Consider the following 17681-nt stretch of genomic DNA (forward strand, 5'->3'; position numbering starts at 1 on the left):
AATACACCAATCTTCGGTCAGGTTCCCGGACAGGCGAGGAAACCACCGTCGACCGGAACGGTGATTCCCGTTACGAACGAGGCGGCGTTGTCGTCGATCAACCAGTTCAGGCAACCGAGCAACTCCTCCGGTCTGCCGAAACGACCGGCCGGAGTGTGACGCAATACCTGCTCCCCGCGCGCGCTCAGGCTGCCATCCTCGTTGTAAAGAAGTTTGCGATTTCGATCATTGATGAAGAACCCCGGAGCGATGGCGTTCACCCGGATGCCGGCCGGAGCCAGATAGGCGGCGAGCCATTGGGTGTAGTTGACGATCGCCGCCTTGGCCGCCGCATAGGGAGCGACCTTGGAAAGGGGACGGAAACTGGTCATCGAGGCGAAATTGATGATCGATCCCCCGCCGTTCTCGGCCATCGCCCGCCCGAACACCTGAGACGGGATCGCCGCCCCGGCGAGGTTTAAATCGACCTCCTGTTTGAAGATCTCCAGATCGCAATTGAAAAAACCGTTCACTCCCGGCGCCTCCTCCAACTCCCGCGGGGTAAACGCCACCTGGGTCATGGTCGAGCCGTTCAATTTACCTCCGGCCCCATTGATTAAGACGGAACACGGACCGACGTCCTCCAGCACGCGCGCACCTGCTCCTTTCACCGACTCGATGTCGGTGACGTCGGCCGCGAGCGGACAGGCGATGCCTCCCTCGTTTTCGATCGCATCCGCCACGCCTTCCAACTTAGACAACGTCCGGCCGATCAAAACGACCTTCATCCCTTGCCGAGCGAGATCCCGGGCCATGACCGAACAAAGCGTCCCGCCCGCTCCGGTGACCACCGCCACTTTTCCTTTCTTCGTAAAACTCGTCATAACTTCGTCGATACATCCCCCAAGAGCTCCTTGGCGTTTCGATAACAGAGAGCTTCAATCAAATCCCCCGCCGCGGGCTCCCCCGGATCGAACCTTCCGGACTCCGCCCACTCCCCGAGCAGATTACACAAAACCCGCCTAAAGTAATCGTGACGCACGCTCGACAGAAACGAGCGGGAATCGGTGTTCATTCCGACGAAGGTGCCCAGCGCCCCATGATTCGCGACCGCCCGCAACTGCCGGGCGATACCGTCACTGGAATCATTGAACCACCAAGCCGGTCCGAGTTGGACCTTTCCCGGCACTCCCTCTTCGACGAAACAGCCGCACACGCTCGCGACCGCTTCATAGTCATTCGGGTTGGCCGGATAGAGGATCGTGGAGGGCAAACCCGGACCCACCTCCATTGCGTCGAGCAGCGCCACCAAGGTTTCGATGTCGAGCGATGCACCGATGCAGGCGAACCCGCCGGGGGCGCCGACCTTTCCGGCCAGGGATCGACTGGTCGTCCGCATCGGACCCGCATGGATCTGCATCGTCCACCCGCGCCTCCGATATTCCCCGGCCAGCCAGAGCAAAATGAACGTGCGTAACTTCGCGACGTCATCGACCGACAGGGACCCGCCAGTCAGTCGCTTCTTGAAGAGGGCTTCCGCCTCGGCTTCCCCGCAGGGAGCGTAAAAAAGCTTATCGATCCCATGGTCCGACAAAACGCAACCGGCCCCCGCGAAGTCGTCCATCCGGCTTCGCAAGACCGCCAAAAAATCGCCGAGAGCCCCGATCGTCGATCCCGCGAACTCGCCCGCCGTTCGGATCCAATCCGTGTAGCCGGAGGAATCGACCGCCAACGCCTCATCCGCCCGCAACGACGGCGACATCACCGGCTTCAATCCGTCCCGTCGCGCCCGTAAATGGGCGTCCAGCGAATCGAACCATCGGTCCGAGGTGACAAATGTTTCCACTCCCGCCTTCCGCAGAATCGCCTGGGGGCGGAAATCGTCCTCGGCCAGTCGGGCATTGCACTGCTCTCGTATCCATTTCGCGGATGCGGACGTCAATATTTCCTCGATTTCGAAGAACTGTTTCAATTCGAGCCGCGCCCAATCCGCCAAGGGATCTCCCACCAACGCCGGCAACGTCGAGGCCCAGGCGTCAAACCGTTCATCGGGAGACGCCTCCCCGGTGATCAGCCGTTCCGCGACTCCAACCATCCGCATCGCCCGCCACTTGTATGGGTCCGCGGATATCCAAAGTTCCGTGATGTCGGCAAACGGTTCATTTCGAACGAAGTCGCCCGGAGAAAGATGCGTATGGAAGTCGACGAGGGGAAGACCCGCCGCGTGATTCCGATACAGCATTTTAGCCGGGTCGGAATTCAACAACAGAGATTCAACGGAGTTCCACATCATCAATGCCGAATTTTCCTCTTGCCCCTCTGCATGGGTCAATCAAATCTGAACTAATCTTTTTCAAATATGAATTCACGGGCTCAAATTGATTCGAGTGCGGACAATTCCGCCCACCGCATCCCTGCGGTGGAAAAGACGATCCGAATCCTTCGGCTCCTCGCGGAGGAAGGACCGGGATTGCCGTCGAAATACATCGCGGTCCGGGTCGGGGCGAGCCCCTCGACCTGTTATCGGATCCTTAAGACCTTAGAGGCGGCCGGTTGGGTCGCCACCGACGGAAATAACGGGTACGAGGTCGGCTCGGGGTTGCTCCCGGTTACCGAGCCGCTCGCCGACCTCCGCCGCATCGTCCGGGCCGCCCGACCGCTGCTCGAAGATCTGGCCCGCGAATTGGGAATCACCACCAAGCTTTGCGCTCGTCAAGGCGCCGACCAGGTAACGGTGGCCGTCGGCTCGCCGGAGGTTTCGATCGGAATCCTCACTCCGATCGGCATTCCTTACCCGGTAGTGGAAGCCGCTTCGGGCGCCGCTCTCCTGGCTCACTTGGAACCGGCGACATTGGAAACACTCATCACGAAAACCCCGCCCGCCCATTGGCGGCGACACTCGCCCGAAGCCTTGCGGGAACGAGTCGCCCAATGTCGTGCGCGCGGCTGGTGCGAGAACATCGGCACCCACCCCCAGGGGATCGACGCCATCGCCTGCCCGGTCGATCACCCGATCGAACGCTTCAGCCTCTGCTTTATCGGCTTTCGCGGAGACTTCGGCAAAACCGCTCTCCCGAAGTTGCGCGACAAACTGCTCGCCGCCCGGGAAAGACTGAATTCCCTGCAGGATCAAATCTGACCGCAACGGGCGATTTTGAAGACCCTCTTTGCGATCTTTGCGGCCTTTGCGGTTAATCCTTTTCTTCAGCGAGGCTACGAATGGTCTTTCCGTCGACCCAGGAGCCGTCGATCAAAACGGTTTTCGGATGCGACGGAATCCCCCGTTCATTGGAAAGGATCTGGGCCACCGCCAAGTCGACCATGGCCCGGCCTTGCTGGTGGCTTTCCTGGTTGATTCCGCCGATTTCTCCGTAAGGCGGGAACAGGTAAAGATTCGCGTAACCGACATCCTCCGGAATCTTCAGGTCCATTCGCCGAAGCCACTCAAACGCATTCGTGTATCGCAACCCTTCCACCAAAACCACTTCGGGTTTATGCTTCCAAAACCAATCCCGAAACGCCTCCTCGGTGACCGGATGCGCGATCAACGCCGGGATCGAGGAGGCACCCGAGGCCTTTGTATTCACAAAATAAGACGCCTGCCAAAGGTGGTTGACCCGCTCATCCTGCGATTCGTCGAGCACCAGACCGATCCGCCGGTATCCCTTCTTCCTCAAGCTCAAGAGGGCCAACGCCATGCTTTGGTAATGATTGTTCCCCACCCGATGCAACCGGGGAGACTGCAACGAGTAGCTTACGGTCACCGCGGAATATTTCGCCCAGGATAAATCCTCCAAGGGCCGGGGTATGTCGAGGGCATGGACTATTACCCCCCGAATGGACCGAGCGCTGAAAACCGAATTGAGCCGTTGCTCGCTGTAGCCGCCCCGCTCCTCGTCGAGCGGAAACTCCTCCACCTCGTAACCAAATTCAGCCGCCCGCTCGCGAATCCCGGTCACGATCTCCGATTTCCATCGCGTCTTGCTCGGATACGGGGTAACCAAGGCCAACACTTCCCCGGACGAACGTGGCTTGCCCCGCCGGAGATGGGCTTGCAACTCCGCGAGCTTCGGATCCGCCCGGTAACCGAGTTGGTCCGCAACCGCCCGGATCTTCGACCGGGTCGTTTCCGGAACCCGCGGATGCCCCCGCAACGCCCAGGAAACCGTGGCCGTGGAGTAGCCGGATGCGTCGGCAATGGCACGAAGATTCGGAGCCCGGTCTCTTTTCACGCTCCCAATCAACCACAAATTTCCGCCGACTGATAGTCTATTTCTATTCCGTCCCCGCTCGCGGACCTCCGGCGCGAATCCGCAAAAACGCTTGGTCGGTTTCGATTTCCAGGAAACGGTCGATCGTCTCCCACGGATGCCAATACGAGAGGTCGTCGGAGACTTCGATCGTAAACTCCAATTCAAATCCCTCTTCCGCCCGCCGGAGCATGACCCCGCCCAGATTGAGGTCCAGAATTGAGTTCGGCGTGAACAGATCGAAATCCCCCGGGCGCGCCAACACCGAGGCGACCCCGTCGTCGTAGCGGTCTTCTATTCCGAAGCGGGCCGGGGATCCGCCGACAATCTGGACCAGAGCCGAATGATCAGTCCGGGGATGGAATCCGGCTTCGAGTAGTTCGCTGTCGAATAGGCCGTCGCCCGAGGTGTCGGGGAAAGTCCCGAAATCGATCCGCCGGTTCTCGATGGCGGACGCCGAAATGAAGTCGGCGATGTATAAGTGCTCGTTCGCTCGGCGAAACGCGGCCAACTCCACCAACGCGGCAATCGCCACGTCGAACGCTTCCGTTCCCATCTCGGGGAGCGAGGCCCCAGCATCCAGGGCTGCGACAAACCGGGCCGACAGCCGGGCATGCTCAAGTCCGGCCTGCAAGAATCCGATCCGTTTCGCGTATTCGGGCCGGGGATCTTCCAACGCCAGCGCCAGCGCCGCCTCCAAAATGTTCGCTCCCGGTGTGAAAGCACTGGGCGGATACAAATTCGCGGCGCTGAGCGGACTGCTCCATGGAACCCCGCCCAACGGAGCATCGGAAAGTGAATACGCTTCCCAGTAATCGAAATATTCCACCACCAGGTCGGCGGCGGGACCAAAAGCGGAAAAATACTCGGCGCGGAGGTCGGCGATCTCACGCTCGGGATCGACCGATAACCGCATGAGAATGTAATACATCGGCCCTTTCACCGACCAATGCGACCAGAGGCTGTCGAAATCGAACCCGACCATCCCGTTGCGGGCGGCGAATTGGAACATGTCGCCGGCCTGCCAGGTGCTGAGGTGCGGCATCACATACCCGCCCAACAAATGATTGGGACGGTAGGACATCGTCATTCCGAGATCGTGCCACCGTTTCCATTGATCCTTCACCCATTCGTGCGCCGCCTCCTGCATCGGGTAATAGGTGATGTTCCGGTTCCCCCAAGGGACGAACGATCCGTATAGGTTATTGAGGGGCTCGTTCGATACCGGGGCTGGCAGGTAATTCCAATAGAGAAACGTCGTGACCAATACGTCCGGATTCCGTTCGACCGCCAAATCGCGGATCGTCCGCCAGAAACGGGCGTAACGGTCGGAAACCAGCGGCACGTAGTTGGCGAAGGCAGGCTGCTCCGTCGGTTCGTCCCACGAGACGCAAACCTCGCATTGGCAGAACACGCGGCGATCGACTTCGCCAACCCGGAGAACATCGCCGCCATCCCAGACTTCATCGACGAGATAGGAATGTAATTCGGGATTGGATACGCACATCGGGACATGGGTGGTCGATTCACCGGGCTCGGGGCCGCGCTGCCCGTCGGCGCGCATCATGAACCACTCTGGGTGCTCGGCCCCATACTTTTCCCACCATCCCGCGAAATAGTGGCCAACTTGCGGACTTGGCTCGGTGTAACCGATCCGATGACGAACAAGGTAGGTGTGCAAATCCGCCGCATAGGCCTTCAACCCTTCCTCGGAAAACGCCAAACGCTTGATTTCCGGGGCATACGAAACGAGCGCTCCGTCCACGCTCGGAGATCCAGCCGACTGTCCGGTGCGAAAGCGGCGGAAACGGATCGCCGGTTCGTTGATTTCGTCCAGATTATCCCGGATCACCACCCGTTCCATGGTCGGCACCACCGTGCCAAGTTCCCCCGGCCACAACCATTTCACTCCGATGTAACGCTCCAGGATTTCGTACACTCCGTAGAGCGTGCTCCGATGGACGATCATCGGATTCCCCAAGCTCCCGGAGGAATCGAATACCCCGACCTTCGGATCCTCCCGCCCGACGATGTAAAGGTCGCGGCCATCCGTCAACAGGTGAAAGGCGTCCGCCGGTAAATTTTGAACGTCAATTCCCCGCGCGGCGGCGGCCTGTGTATCCCCAAGAAAAATACGGCCGATCCATTCGCTGTCCGGAGCCTCCGACTCTTTTACGATCTCCAAGGTGACGCCGGTCGCCTGGAAAACATGCGACGCCATTTCTTCCGCCGCGTAAGCGGCGACCGGAGTCGGCTGATCGGCGGTCACCAACACCACCCCGGGTGCCTGATTCTCCACCAGGATCACTCCTTCTGGCCCGTCGACGGTCAACGTGGTCTCACCGGGACCATAATCGATCCTAAAGGTGTAAGCTTCGTCAAAGCCATCGAGCGTGCGCTCGACGCCATCTTGCCATCCGGCGAACTCACCCGACAGACTTTGATAGCCGGACAGGATCGAATAGACTCCGGGACTTGGATTTCCGCCCGGGAAATTCAGGTCCAACGCGACTCCGCTTCCCGTCCCGGAGAGAATGACCGACGGCACCCGGTTCCGGCTCGTCGTATCCACTTTGGCGAAAACCAGGCGGTCATGGACGTCCGGGTTCAACAGATCCAATCGAACCGCGGAGCCGCTGCGAAACTCGACGTCGAAGTTGACGAAGTGCAACGCTCCGACCTCGCCCACCCGACCCGGGGCGACGACTCCCCCTTCGAGAACCGCCACGTCGAGCGTATTGTTGGCGCTCGCCGTCGGCTGGCGGCCGACTTCCCCGCGACCGGCCAGGACCGCGGGCGCGCCGGCGCCGCCGACCCGGAGAATACTATTGTGCGCCGCCAAATAGCCGTCGAGGGCCAAGGTGCCTCCATGGACATACGTCGCAAGATTCGTCCGGACAGCGAGCCCGGCGTCCACCGTCAGTTGGCCGGTCATGCCGGAGGTCAATTCGACGCTCCGGATATTCTGATTGATCGCCACTCCGTCCGTGGTGGGGCCGCTGATGATGGTGTTCCCGGAACCACCGAAATTGAGCAGAACATGGCCGGTTCCGGTCTCCGCGTTGAGCTGGGTCCGAAGGGTCAACGGCCGTCCCGAATCATTGATGACGGTTCGGATTCCGGGAACCGAATCAGCGCCGACGAAGCGTATCCAAAATCCCAATGTCGCATCGATGGTGTGAGCTCCCGATCCCGCCTCCACCACGATATCCCGCAACTCCCGAATCTGCCCCGACACCATGAACGTGTAGTCGAGCGGAGTTCCTTCAACCGTGCCTGGAAAGTGCAAGGCGCCCGTGGTCAAAGAGCCGGATAAATTAACCCGATTAACCCCGGTCGCCGGGAATATCGCCGCCACTCCGGCGTCGGGAACCCCAGAGGTCCAATTGCTCGAGATCGATGGGTTATTGCCGCTCGCTCCGGTCCACGTCGTGGTCGAGCCGATCGCGACAGGCATCCCGGCAACAATCCCAAGCACCGCCGTCAGCCCGATTGCTCCGGTTCGAGCAAATATCTTTGCGTTAATTTTCATCAAAACCTCCGCGCGGATCCCGGGCAACGGCGAGGGCGCTGAACCCTTATTTTCTCCGCCGGAGCCCGATTGCTAGGAGCGCGACGACCCCGCCGATCAACGCGTAAGTTTTCGGCTCCGGAATCACCGTCAGCACCGTCTGGTGAGCTCCGTAATACAGAGAGAACGAATAGCCGTCGAATCCGTCCAATGTTCTCTCAACTTCATGATCCCATCCGACGAACCGTCCGGTCAGGGCGTCATAACCGGACAAAATCGTGTAATTTCCCAGCACCGGTGCTCCGCCGAGGAAATTCAAAGCGAGTTCCACCCCATCACCGGTCGTCACGAGATCGACCGCCGGAAGCTTCAGATTCGATCCACCACCGCTCCTCCCGGACAGGTCTTCCCGGGCGAACAGCAATTGGTCATGGTCGTTGGGAGAAAGCAGGTCGACATGGATGGTCGATCCCGCCCTGAAGCTGACGTCGGAGTTGAGAAACTGCAATGCCCCCGTCTCCCCGATCCGTCCGGCGGATACGACGGCCCCGTCATACATGTTGATCGAAAGCTGGGCGTTCGAGGTCGCGGAAGGCTGAACCCCGATTCGTCCATTTCCGGTAAGGACGGCCGATGCCCCTTCTCCGGCGACCCTCAGCTCCGAATTTTGGGCGACGATGTCCCCGTCCATCGCCAAGGTCCCGCCATAGACGTAGGTGGAAACATTCGAACGAACCAACAAACCGCTCCCGATCGTCAATGTTCCCGACATCGTCGGATCCAACTGGACTCTCCGGATGTTCTGATTCACCGCCGTGTTTTGATGAATCGTTCCCGCGATGATGGTGTCGCCCGATCCGTCGAAATGAATGTTGACATGCCCTTGGTCGGAGAAACCGTTCAGCTGGGTCGTAAGTGTCAAAAGATTGGCGGAGTTGTTCGTGATGTAACGGTCGCCCGGCGCGACATTCATACCGGAAAACCGAATCTGATAACCGGTGGTCGCATCGATGGTGTGGGCTCCCGAACCGGCCAGGACATCGATTCGATCCGTGACGTTGAGGGTCCCGGGGACGGTCCAGTGATAATTGAGCGGCGTCCCCTCGGTGGTCCCCGCAAACGTGAGACTCCGGGCAGTGGCATTTCCCTGCAAAGTGACGCGAGTGGCATCCGTGGCGGAAAGAATCACGTCCGTCGCACTCGTCGGCACTCCAGCGGTCCAATTGAGCGGTTCGCCGACCAGACTATTGGTCGCACCGGTCCACTGGGTGGAGGAAGCCTCCGCCATCGAAACGATCGCAATCGGAAACACCGCCGTGGCACAGGCGACCCAGGCGGAAGGCGTAAAACAGAAGGAGCGCAGAGAGGTTTTAATCATAGCGTGTGTCGTTGGTGTTTTGGTTGGAAACGGCGAAAGAGGGCGACGTCCCCACGGCAAAGCGAGAGGTTGTGCGAAAAGCAAGGATCGCCCACCGCATGTTCATTCATGTTTGGAATCGAACATGACCGACCCTATTCCACCCGCAGCGAAACCGACAACAGCTTTGGATGTTAACGGTTAACAGAGGGAGCGCGATGGTTCAATCGTAACGTGATCGGCCAAAGCTTCGGAAGCGTCCCATGGGGCCAAACCGACCCGTATTCTTCCTCCAAGAAGGGAGATGTTCCGGTTACGCTCCTACTCCTCGACGACGAGAGGCGCGGAGTGCTTGCATTGGACGACGGCCAATACTTACAACAACGCCGCCGGAAGGCTGTTGTTCACCGGGACGAGGGTTTCAAACGGGGGCAAGGATTCGCCCCGCTGATGCAATGCGTCGGAAAGCATTTCGCGGAAGGGTGTGAGGTCCTCCGAACCAGACCGGTCTTCCGTTTCCTCCGGGTCCTCGAAGAGATGGAATAATTGCTCTTCGTTGGTGCTCCGCCAGAAAATGTATTTCCATGGCCCGGTGATGATCGAATAATGAGGAAATCGATTCCCGCATTCTTCAAACAACCTGTCGCGCTTCGGGATTTGTTTTCCCCGCACCGCGCCTGCCAGGGAGTCGCCATCAAGGCCGGGCGGAATCGGAACGCCGGCAAGGTCCAAAAGGGTCGGCATAATGTCTTCCCAGCAAACCAGATCGTCCACCGTGCCCGATTGCAGCTCGACGTTTCGTCCCGAAAGGAAAAAGGGAACATGGGCGGAGCCTTCGAACGGGAGGCCTTTTCGAAACAGATGATGATCTCCGAGCATCTCGCCATGGTCGGAACTGAAGAGGATCCAGAGGGGCTCCTCGCCGCGCGGATGTCCATATTCGAAAATCCGATCGAGCACGTAGGCGATGCAGTCGTCGATGTGGTTGATCAAGGCGTAGTAACCCGCTTTCGCTTCCCGTATTTCCTCCGGATCAAACGGCCCCGTTGGCGATCTGGGCGAAAGACCCGGAGCCGCCTCTCCGCGATTCGCCCAGGACCCGATCACCGGCGGTGAGAGGCGCTCGAACCGGCGCATGTATTTATTCAAATAATCCCGCGGCGGAGTGAAAGGCGGATGGGGATGGGTGAACGATAGATGCAAAAACCACGGGCAGGCCGGGTCCCGGCGCTCCGTGATGAATGCGACCGCTTCCTGGGCCAACCACGTATTGTGGTGATAGGCCTCATCGAGTGGAAAGGGACGCGCGAGACGCCCGTTGCTATCAATCCCGTGGAAATTGGGATGATGGTGAATCCCCTGGGAGCGGAGCCATTTCGCGTAATCGTTTTGGCTTTGCAGCGGGGAATCGGGACGGTAATTGGGCGTTTCACTCAAGACCATATGATCGAAACCAAAACGTTTCCGCTGGGGATGGAGATGCAGTTTCCCCACCAATTGGGTCTGCCAGCCATGCCGGCCCAAAACCCCCGGAAGCGTATGGGCCGGATTGAATTCCAAACCGTCCCGGTAGGCCCTCAGGCCGTGGGTCGTGGGACTTTGGCCGCTGATCAACGTCCGCCGGGCCGGAATACAGATCGGACAGGTCACATAAGCCCGACTGAAATTCACCCCGGTTCGGGCCAGCGAATCAAGGTTGGGCGTATTCAGAATTTTATTACCATTGATCCCCAGGGCGTCGAAACGCTGCTGATCCGTAGTGATCAATAAAATGTTGGGACGGGTCCTTTCAGGCATAAAGGCGGCGGTTACAAATGCTTGGGTCTTGCTCCGGATCATGAAGAAACGGCAGAACCAACGCAACTCAAACTCCCGCCCGCCGCGACATTCTCTCCAGGATTACAGTCGAGTTTAGCCGGAACTTGTGTCGAGATAGGACCGCCTAAAGGCGGGACTCCAACAAATCGACCCAGCGGAGTTCACTTCCGCCGATCGCGATAGGCTTTCGGCGTCGTTCCCTGCTTCCGGCGAAACCAATGGGTGAGATGGGATGGGGACGAGAAACCGTGTTCGTAGGCGAGCCGTTTCAGAGGAGATTCTCCTCCGGAGAGTTCGTCCCGGATCGCTTGCAGACGGTGTTGTTCGATTTGCTCGAAGGCGGTTTTTCCCGTCGCCTTGATCATCAAGCGGTCCAGTTGGGCGGTGCTCAATCCCACTTGCCGGGCAAGTCCGGCCACCCGCAACGGTTTGCCGATCCGGCGCTCGCCGATGATTCGCAATGCGTGCTGGACCCGGCGGTCGGGCGTGACCGGCACCTCCCGAACCACCCCGCTCCGTTCCAGGGTTTCGCCCAACGTCACCAGGAAATTGCGGAATTCGTTTTGGACGGTCAGAAATCCCGTCATGGTCAAGGGCGCGTCCATCGGAAGATATTCCGTTTCCATCTCCGTCCCGGCCCGGCGGTGAAGACGTTCTGCCGCTCCTTTCACCGCGGGAAAATCCGCTCCCGCGAAAACCAGCGGCAACCCCCCGTCATACACCGCTTCCCCGGTTGCCCGCTGAAAACGAAATCCGACCGACAACACTTCCGTTCCCGGACCAATCCGCTGCCGCCGCCGCCCCTGGCGGGTCACCAGCCATTCTCCTCGTCCGGCCCGAGCCCCCGCGCTTTCCGCCCCCTCCACCTCAACCCAACCGTCGACCACATACAAAGCGCTTTGGAAATCAAACGAAGCCGCCCCCGACATCTCTTCCCCCAGCTTCTTCCGATACACCCATAGAAATTGAAACCGCAGCGAAAGCCACTCCCGCAATGCCATGCCGTCCGCTCCCTGTCCCTTTTCCGACATGATAAAATTATGCAATTTATTTTGATCTTCCTGCAAGCCTTCGCCATGGCAAAGGGCGCTCGCGTGAACTACTGTTTTCCACCATGAACGAGAATCTTCATCGCATCGAACACACCGCGGATGTTTGCGTGGTCGGAGGAGGCATGGCCGGCTTGATCGCCGCCGTCGCCGCGGCCCGGCGGGGAAGCCGGGTCGTGCTGATTCACGATCGACCCGTTCTCGGCGGCAATGCCTCCTCCGAGGTGCGGATGTGGATCTGCGGAGCCCACGGCCAGGACCGTAAGGAAACCGGCCTGCTTGAGGAAATCCAGCTGCTCAATCTCTCCCGCAATCCGTCCGGCTTGTATTCGGTCTGGGACTCCGTTCTCTTCGAGTACGCCTTGATGACTCCCGGTTTGACGACGCTGCTGAATTGCACCGTCAATGACGCGACCGTCGAGGATGGACATCTCACCCAGGTCCAGGCCTGGCAGTTGACCACCCAAACCTGGCACACCGTCAACGCCAGGTTCTTCGTCGATTCGTCCGGCGATTCCATTCTGGCTCCTCTTTCGGGGGCCGAAACCAGCTCCGGCCGGGAATCGCGTGCCGCTTTCGACGAGCCGATCGCGCCATTGAAAGCGGACGACCGGACGATGGGGAACACCCTCCTGATTCAACTCGAAGAAACTCCTTCTCCCCAGTTCTTCACCCCGCCGAACTGGGCGTATCATTTCGGCGACGACTCCAATCTCCCCGCCCGTGTCGGACAGGGATTCGGCCACAATTTCTGGTGGCTCGAACTGGGGGGTCTCCAAGACACCATCCATGAAGCCGAAGAAATCCGGACCGATCTCCTCAAGATCGCCTGGGGCGTCTGGGATTACATGAAAAATCGCGGCCCGCAAGCCGACCGCCTCCGCAATTGGCGGATGCGCTGGCTCGGCGCCCTCCCCGGCAAACGGGAAAACCGCCGCTACGCCGGTCCGCACATCCTGACCCAACACGATCTCGAACGCGGAGGGAACTTCGACGACGTGGTCGCCTACGGCGGTTGGTCGATGGACGACCATCACCCGGCCGGCCTGCTGTATCCGGGAAAGGCCACCATCTTTCATCCGGCGCCCACCCCGTATGGGATCCCGCTCCGCTCCCTCTATTCCCGCAATATCCCCAATCTTTTCTGCGCCGGACGCAACATCTCGGTCACCCACGCAGCCCTTTCTTCCACCCGGGTAATGGGCACCACCAGCGTGATCGGACAGGCGGTCGGGACCGCCGCGGCTCTTTGCGTCCGCGAATCGTGCCTTCCCCGCGACCTCGTCGGCGGACGCCTCCGGCGCTTGCAACAGCAACTCATCGAAGACGATTGCTGGCTCCCCGGCCAGACCCTCGCCCGCAACGAACTGATGCGTGAAGCCCGTTTCTCCAACGAAGCAAACGCCTCGCTCCTCGCCGACGGCTGGGAACGCGATTGGGAAGGGGCCAACCATGCCGTCGAACTCGCCCCCGACGAATCGATCTCATTTTCGTGGGAAACCCTCCGTCGCCCCGGTAGTCTCCGCCTGGTCTTCGACAGCGACATGAACGACTTCAAACGGATGCCATGTCGTTACCGGGTCAACGAATCTCCGCTCGGTCTGCCGAAACAACTCGTCCGCGACTATCTCGTCGAAGGCCTTACCGAAAGCGGCAATTGGGAACCGCTGCACGAGCAAACGGATAATTTCCGCCGCCTCCAAATCATCCGGATCGAAAAACCGTTGCAAGCGATCCGCTTCACCGGGCGCCGTTCCTGGGGCGACGGCCCGATCCGGCTCTTCGCTTTCGACGCCCATCCCGATGTATTGCCCGCCACCGAATCGCCGCCTCCCGGGGCATCCTGGGCCGAAATGATCGCCTCCCAAGATCCCGCCGACCTGGCCCCTCCCGACCACGGGCTCGAAGAGTGCGCCGCAGGCTCAGGCCGCGTCGGAGCGTAGGCGCGCAAAAACATTCACCTTCGCTTCTGCGCGTCGGGTTTCACTCCCGCAAGGATAAGAGGAGTGGAATTTGCGTGGATGGCAGCGACGGTGCGAAGAAACCGCCGTTGCCTCCGCGTCGGCGAAACCGAAAGTCCTGCGAATCTTCCCCGAAAATTCGACCGCAGCCATCGAAACTCCCTTCCGACCGAATCGATGAAGGCGCGGCTTCATCGCTACGAAACTCGCTCCCAGTTCCGGCGACTACATCGTCGGCGACGATGACGATGTGGTTTATGTCCCGCGGGAACATTGGGACGAAATTTTGGATCGCGCCCACCAGATTTGGAAAAAGGAAAAACGGATCGCCGAAGGCCTGAAACAAGCCTCTCCCTCACCGAAGCGGCCAAGGCGCCCGGGTTTGACAAAAGCGTTCTCCGGGAGCTTCGTGCTTTAGCCGAAGACCATCGGCCACGGGGAACGTCCCAAAACCCTGAACGTCCAACATCGGCGGCTGAAGCGCGCCGCTCCCCTTTCCAGAGCGCAAGCAGGCCAAATCTGCCCCTCAATATCCTTCGTTCAATGAAAATCGTGCGAGGTCGCTTCGGGCATGCCGGTTTCGTGAAGGGCTTCCACCCGTTCGGCTTTGATCGATATCACTCCTTCCTGGTTTTGCAGGATGCCGCGGATTTTCAAAAACGGTTCCTGGGAAATCAACAGGCGTTGCTTCTCGAACAGATCCGGAGTGACGATGGCGTTGGCGATTCCGGTTTCGTCTTCCAGGCTGATGAACACGAACCCTTTCGCCGTACCCGGACGTTGGCGACAAATCACACTTCCCGCGATGGTCACCCGTCGCCCGTTCCGCGCGTGCTCCAAATCCATCGCCCGGCAAACCCCCGCCAGCCCCGCCCGCATCCTCCGCATCGGATGCGACCCCGTGGTCAACCCCGTCCCCCCGTAATCCGCCCGCAACCGCTCCAAATGATCCATCGCCTCCAACGGACAGGTCGACTTCGTCGAGTTCAAAGTTTCAGGTTCAAGGTTCAAGGTTTCTTCTTCCCAACCTTGAACTTGGAACAACGAACCTTGAACTTCTTTTTCCTCCACCCACCAAAGCGCTTCCCGCCGGTGGGCCGCCAAGCCGTTCAAAGCGCCGATCGAGGCAAGGGTCCGGCGTTCGGTTTGGTTGAATTCGGTCCGCTCCCGGAAATCCTCCACCGACCTGAACAACCGGGTTCGCCGCGCCTCCAGCATCGCCCGCGCCGGTCCCGCCCGCAATCCCCGGACCATCCGCAAGCCCAACCGGATCGCCTCGTCGCTTTCGACCGCGCAATCCCAGTCCGACACCATCACGCAAACCGGTTTCACCCGCAGGCCCCGCCGCCGCGCATCCTGGACCAGGGTGGCCGGCGAATAGAATCCCATCGGCTGATTGTTCAACAGGGCCGCGTAATATTCCGCCGTCCGATGGACCTTCAGCCAGGCGCTGGCATAGGTGATCAACGCGAAACTGATCGCGTGCGATTCCGGAAATCCATACAACGCGAACGATCCGATCGAGGCGACGATTTCCTCGATCGTCGAGACCGCCACCCCGCGTTCCCGCATCGCCGCCCGCAATTGCCCCATCACCCGTTCCATCCGTTCCCGCGACCGGCGGAAACTCATCGCCCGGCGCAATTCCTCCGCCTCCGATCCGCTGAAGTCAGCCATCACCATCGCCATCTTCAACACCTGCTCCTGGAACAACGGCACCCCCAGCGTCCGCTCCAACACCGGTTTCAACGCTTCGTGCATGTAATCGACCGGCGCCTTCCCCGCCCGCCGCGCCAGGTAGGGATGCACCATCTTTCCCTGGATCGGCCCGGGACGGATCAACGCGACTTCGATCACCAGGTCGTAAAAGGTTTTCGGCTTCATCCGCGGCAGCGTCGCCATCTGCGCCCGGCTCTCGATCTGGAACACCCCGACCGTGTCCGCCGCCCGCATCATCACGAAGGTCTCCGGATCGTCGGTCGGCAATTGGGCCAGATCGACGCCGCGTCCCCGCTCCCCGGTAACCGTCAGGGTATCCTGCAACACCGCCATCATGCCGAGTCCCAGCAAATCCACTTTCACAATACCGAGATCCTCGCAATCCTCCTTGTCCCATTGCGCCACCACCCGCCCGGGCATCGAGGCGTTCTCCAATGGAACCAACGTATCGAGTTTCCCCTGACAAACGATCATGCCGCCGGAGTGCTGTCCCAGATGCCGGGGAAGCCCGTAGATCGCCTGGTAAAGCGCGGCCAGCGCCGGAGCCCGCGGATGGCTCGCCGGAATCCCGGCCTGGGTCATCTGGGTTGGCAAATCGAGGGTGTGCCGGTAATCGCCATGGGCGAAGAGCCGGGAAAACCGGTCGATCGTTTCCTGGGGAAAATTCAACACCTTCCCCAACTCCCGGATCGCGCTACGGCCTTTGTAGGTAATGACGTTCGCGGTCATCGCCGCGCCATGTTTGCCGTAACGTCCGTAAACTTCCTGGATCACCCGTTCCCGGCGGTCGCCGCTCGGCAGATCGAGGTCGATGTCCGGCCACCCTTTTCGCCCTTCGCTCAGGAATCGTTCGAACAAAAGATTCCCCCCGACCGGATCGACCGCGGTGATCCCGAGACTGTAACAAACCGCGCTGTTCGCCGCGCTCCCCCGTCCCTGGACCATGATGTTTTGCTCCCGGCAGAAATTGACGATGTCCCAGACAATCAGGAAATAGCCGCTGAATCCGAGTTTCGCGATCAAAGCCAACTCATGTTCCAACTGCGCCTTCACTTTCGGTCCCAACCGGCTTCCGTAACGGTTCCGCGCCCCGGCCCAGGTCGCCTCCCGCAACACGCTTTCCATCGTCTCCCCTTCCCTCACCGGATACGCCGGAAAATCGTAACCGAGATTTTCAAGAGTAAAATCGAGCCGCTCCGCCAACTCCCCGGTGTTGCGGACCGCCTCCGGCAGATCGGCGAACAAGCGCTCCATCGCCTCGCCGCTTTTCAAATGGCGTTCCCCGTTCCAACTCAACAACAACCCGGCCGCATCGAGATGGGTTTTGTGTCGCAAACAGGTGAATACATCCAATACCGCCCGGCCCCGGGGAGTGGCGTGACAAACTCCGTTGGTGGCCAACAACGGCAAGCCGCTCGAACGAGCCAGATCGACCAACATCCGTCCGGTCCGGTCTTCCCCCCGCACCAGGTGACGCTGCACCTCCACATACAAACGGTCGCGACCGAAAATCTTCCGCAACCGCCCCACGACTTCTTCCACCTCTCCCTTTCCGCCACCCTCCCAACTCCGGCGCACGGGACCTTCCGCATCGCCGGTCAAGGCGATCAACCCTTCCGCGAACTCCCCGACCTCCTTCCAAGTGATCCGGCTCTCGCCTTTCGGGGCCCGCAGTTTAGATTGGGTGATCATTCGGCAGAGGTTGCGGTAACCTTCCCGCGTCTCCACCAGCACCGGCAACACCGACCCGTCCTCCAGAGTCAATTCGCTCCCGATGATCGGACGAATCCCCTGCTCCCGCGCCGCCGCGTAGAACCGAGGCGCCCCGTAAACTCCGTCCCGGTCACAAACCGCTATCGCCGGCATCCCCAGCCTGGCCGCCTCCGCCGCCAACTGCTCCGGATTCGAAGCCCCCCGCAAAAAACTAAAGGCACTCCGACTATGAAGTTCGACATACATAAAAACTACCCCCAGTCCCCTTCCCTCAACTCCCCAATCCAAAATCCCCAATCCAAAATCCAAAATCCAAAATTCTCC

General features: G+C 60.1%; 10 protein-coding genes. 2 read left to right on the forward strand and 8 right to left on the reverse strand.

The genetic code is table 11. From position 1 onward, the window contains the following. Window positions 1–17 precede the first annotated feature (17 nt). Window positions 18–863 (reverse strand): SDR family NAD(P)-dependent oxidoreductase, encoded by an 846-nt coding sequence (locus ACWUI2_RS02590; RefSeq protein ID WP_486981304.1) that lies wholly within the window; start codon window positions 861–863, stop codon window positions 18–20. Further along, entirely contained in the window at window positions 860–2272 is a 1413-nt protein-coding gene (gene uxaC / locus ACWUI2_RS02595) for a glucuronate isomerase (RefSeq protein WP_486981305.1), read from the reverse strand. Before uxaC ends, ACWUI2_RS02590 begins: the two co-directional genes overlap by 4 nt. Before the next feature lie 66 nt (window positions 2273–2338). On the opposite strand from uxaC, the gene ACWUI2_RS02600 reads away from it, so the two are divergent. Then, window positions 2339–3118, forward strand: a complete 780-nt coding sequence (locus tag ACWUI2_RS02600; RefSeq protein ID WP_486981306.1) for an IclR family transcriptional regulator — start codon at window positions 2339–2341, stop codon at window positions 3116–3118. A 52-nt stretch (window positions 3119–3170) separates the two neighbouring features. On the opposite strand, the gene ACWUI2_RS02605 is transcribed toward ACWUI2_RS02600, so the two are convergent. The 5 genes from ACWUI2_RS02605 to ACWUI2_RS02625 all read right to left on the reverse strand — a co-directional run bounded on the left by ACWUI2_RS02605 (window position 3171) and on the right by ACWUI2_RS02625 (window position 11946). Then, window positions 3171–4211 (reverse strand): LacI family DNA-binding transcriptional regulator, encoded by a 1041-nt coding sequence (locus tag ACWUI2_RS02605; RefSeq protein ID WP_486981307.1) that lies wholly within the window; start codon window positions 4209–4211, stop codon window positions 3171–3173. 43 nt (window positions 4212–4254) lie between these two features. Next, window positions 4255–7761 carry a DUF4838 domain-containing protein gene (locus ACWUI2_RS02610; RefSeq protein WP_486981308.1) on the reverse strand — a complete coding sequence of 1169 codons (3507 nt, stop codon included), beginning with the start codon at window positions 7759–7761 and terminating at the stop codon, window positions 4255–4257. 46 nt (window positions 7762–7807) lie between these two features. Next, a complete protein-coding gene (locus ACWUI2_RS02615) occupies window positions 7808–9118 on the reverse strand; it encodes a hypothetical protein (protein WP_486981309.1) in 1311 nt (436 codons plus the stop codon). A gap of 354 nt (window positions 9119–9472) precedes the next feature. After that, the gene (locus ACWUI2_RS02620) at window positions 9473–10894 is read right to left on the reverse strand and encodes a sulfatase-like hydrolase/transferase (RefSeq protein ID WP_486981310.1); all 1422 of its coding nucleotides are present in this window, start codon (window positions 10892–10894) and stop codon (window positions 9473–9475) included. Between the two features lie 182 nt (window positions 10895–11076). Next, window positions 11077–11946, reverse strand: a complete 870-nt coding sequence (locus ACWUI2_RS02625; RefSeq protein WP_486981311.1) for a helix-turn-helix domain-containing protein — start codon at window positions 11944–11946, stop codon at window positions 11077–11079. A gap of 83 nt (window positions 11947–12029) precedes the next feature. On the opposite strand from ACWUI2_RS02625, the gene ACWUI2_RS02630 reads away from it, so the two are divergent. Then, a complete protein-coding gene (locus tag ACWUI2_RS02630; protein WP_486981312.1) occupies window positions 12030–13907 on the forward strand; it encodes an FAD-dependent oxidoreductase in 1878 nt (625 codons plus the stop codon). 558 nt (window positions 13908–14465) lie between these two features. Here the strand turns inward: ACWUI2_RS02630 and ACWUI2_RS02635 are convergent. Further along, entirely contained in the window at window positions 14466–17603 is a 3138-nt protein-coding gene (locus tag ACWUI2_RS02635) for a DNA polymerase III subunit alpha (RefSeq protein ID WP_486981313.1), read from the reverse strand. Window positions 17604–17681 lie beyond the last annotated feature (78 nt).

This window comes from Verruconatronum alginivorum (assembly GCF_056590205.1).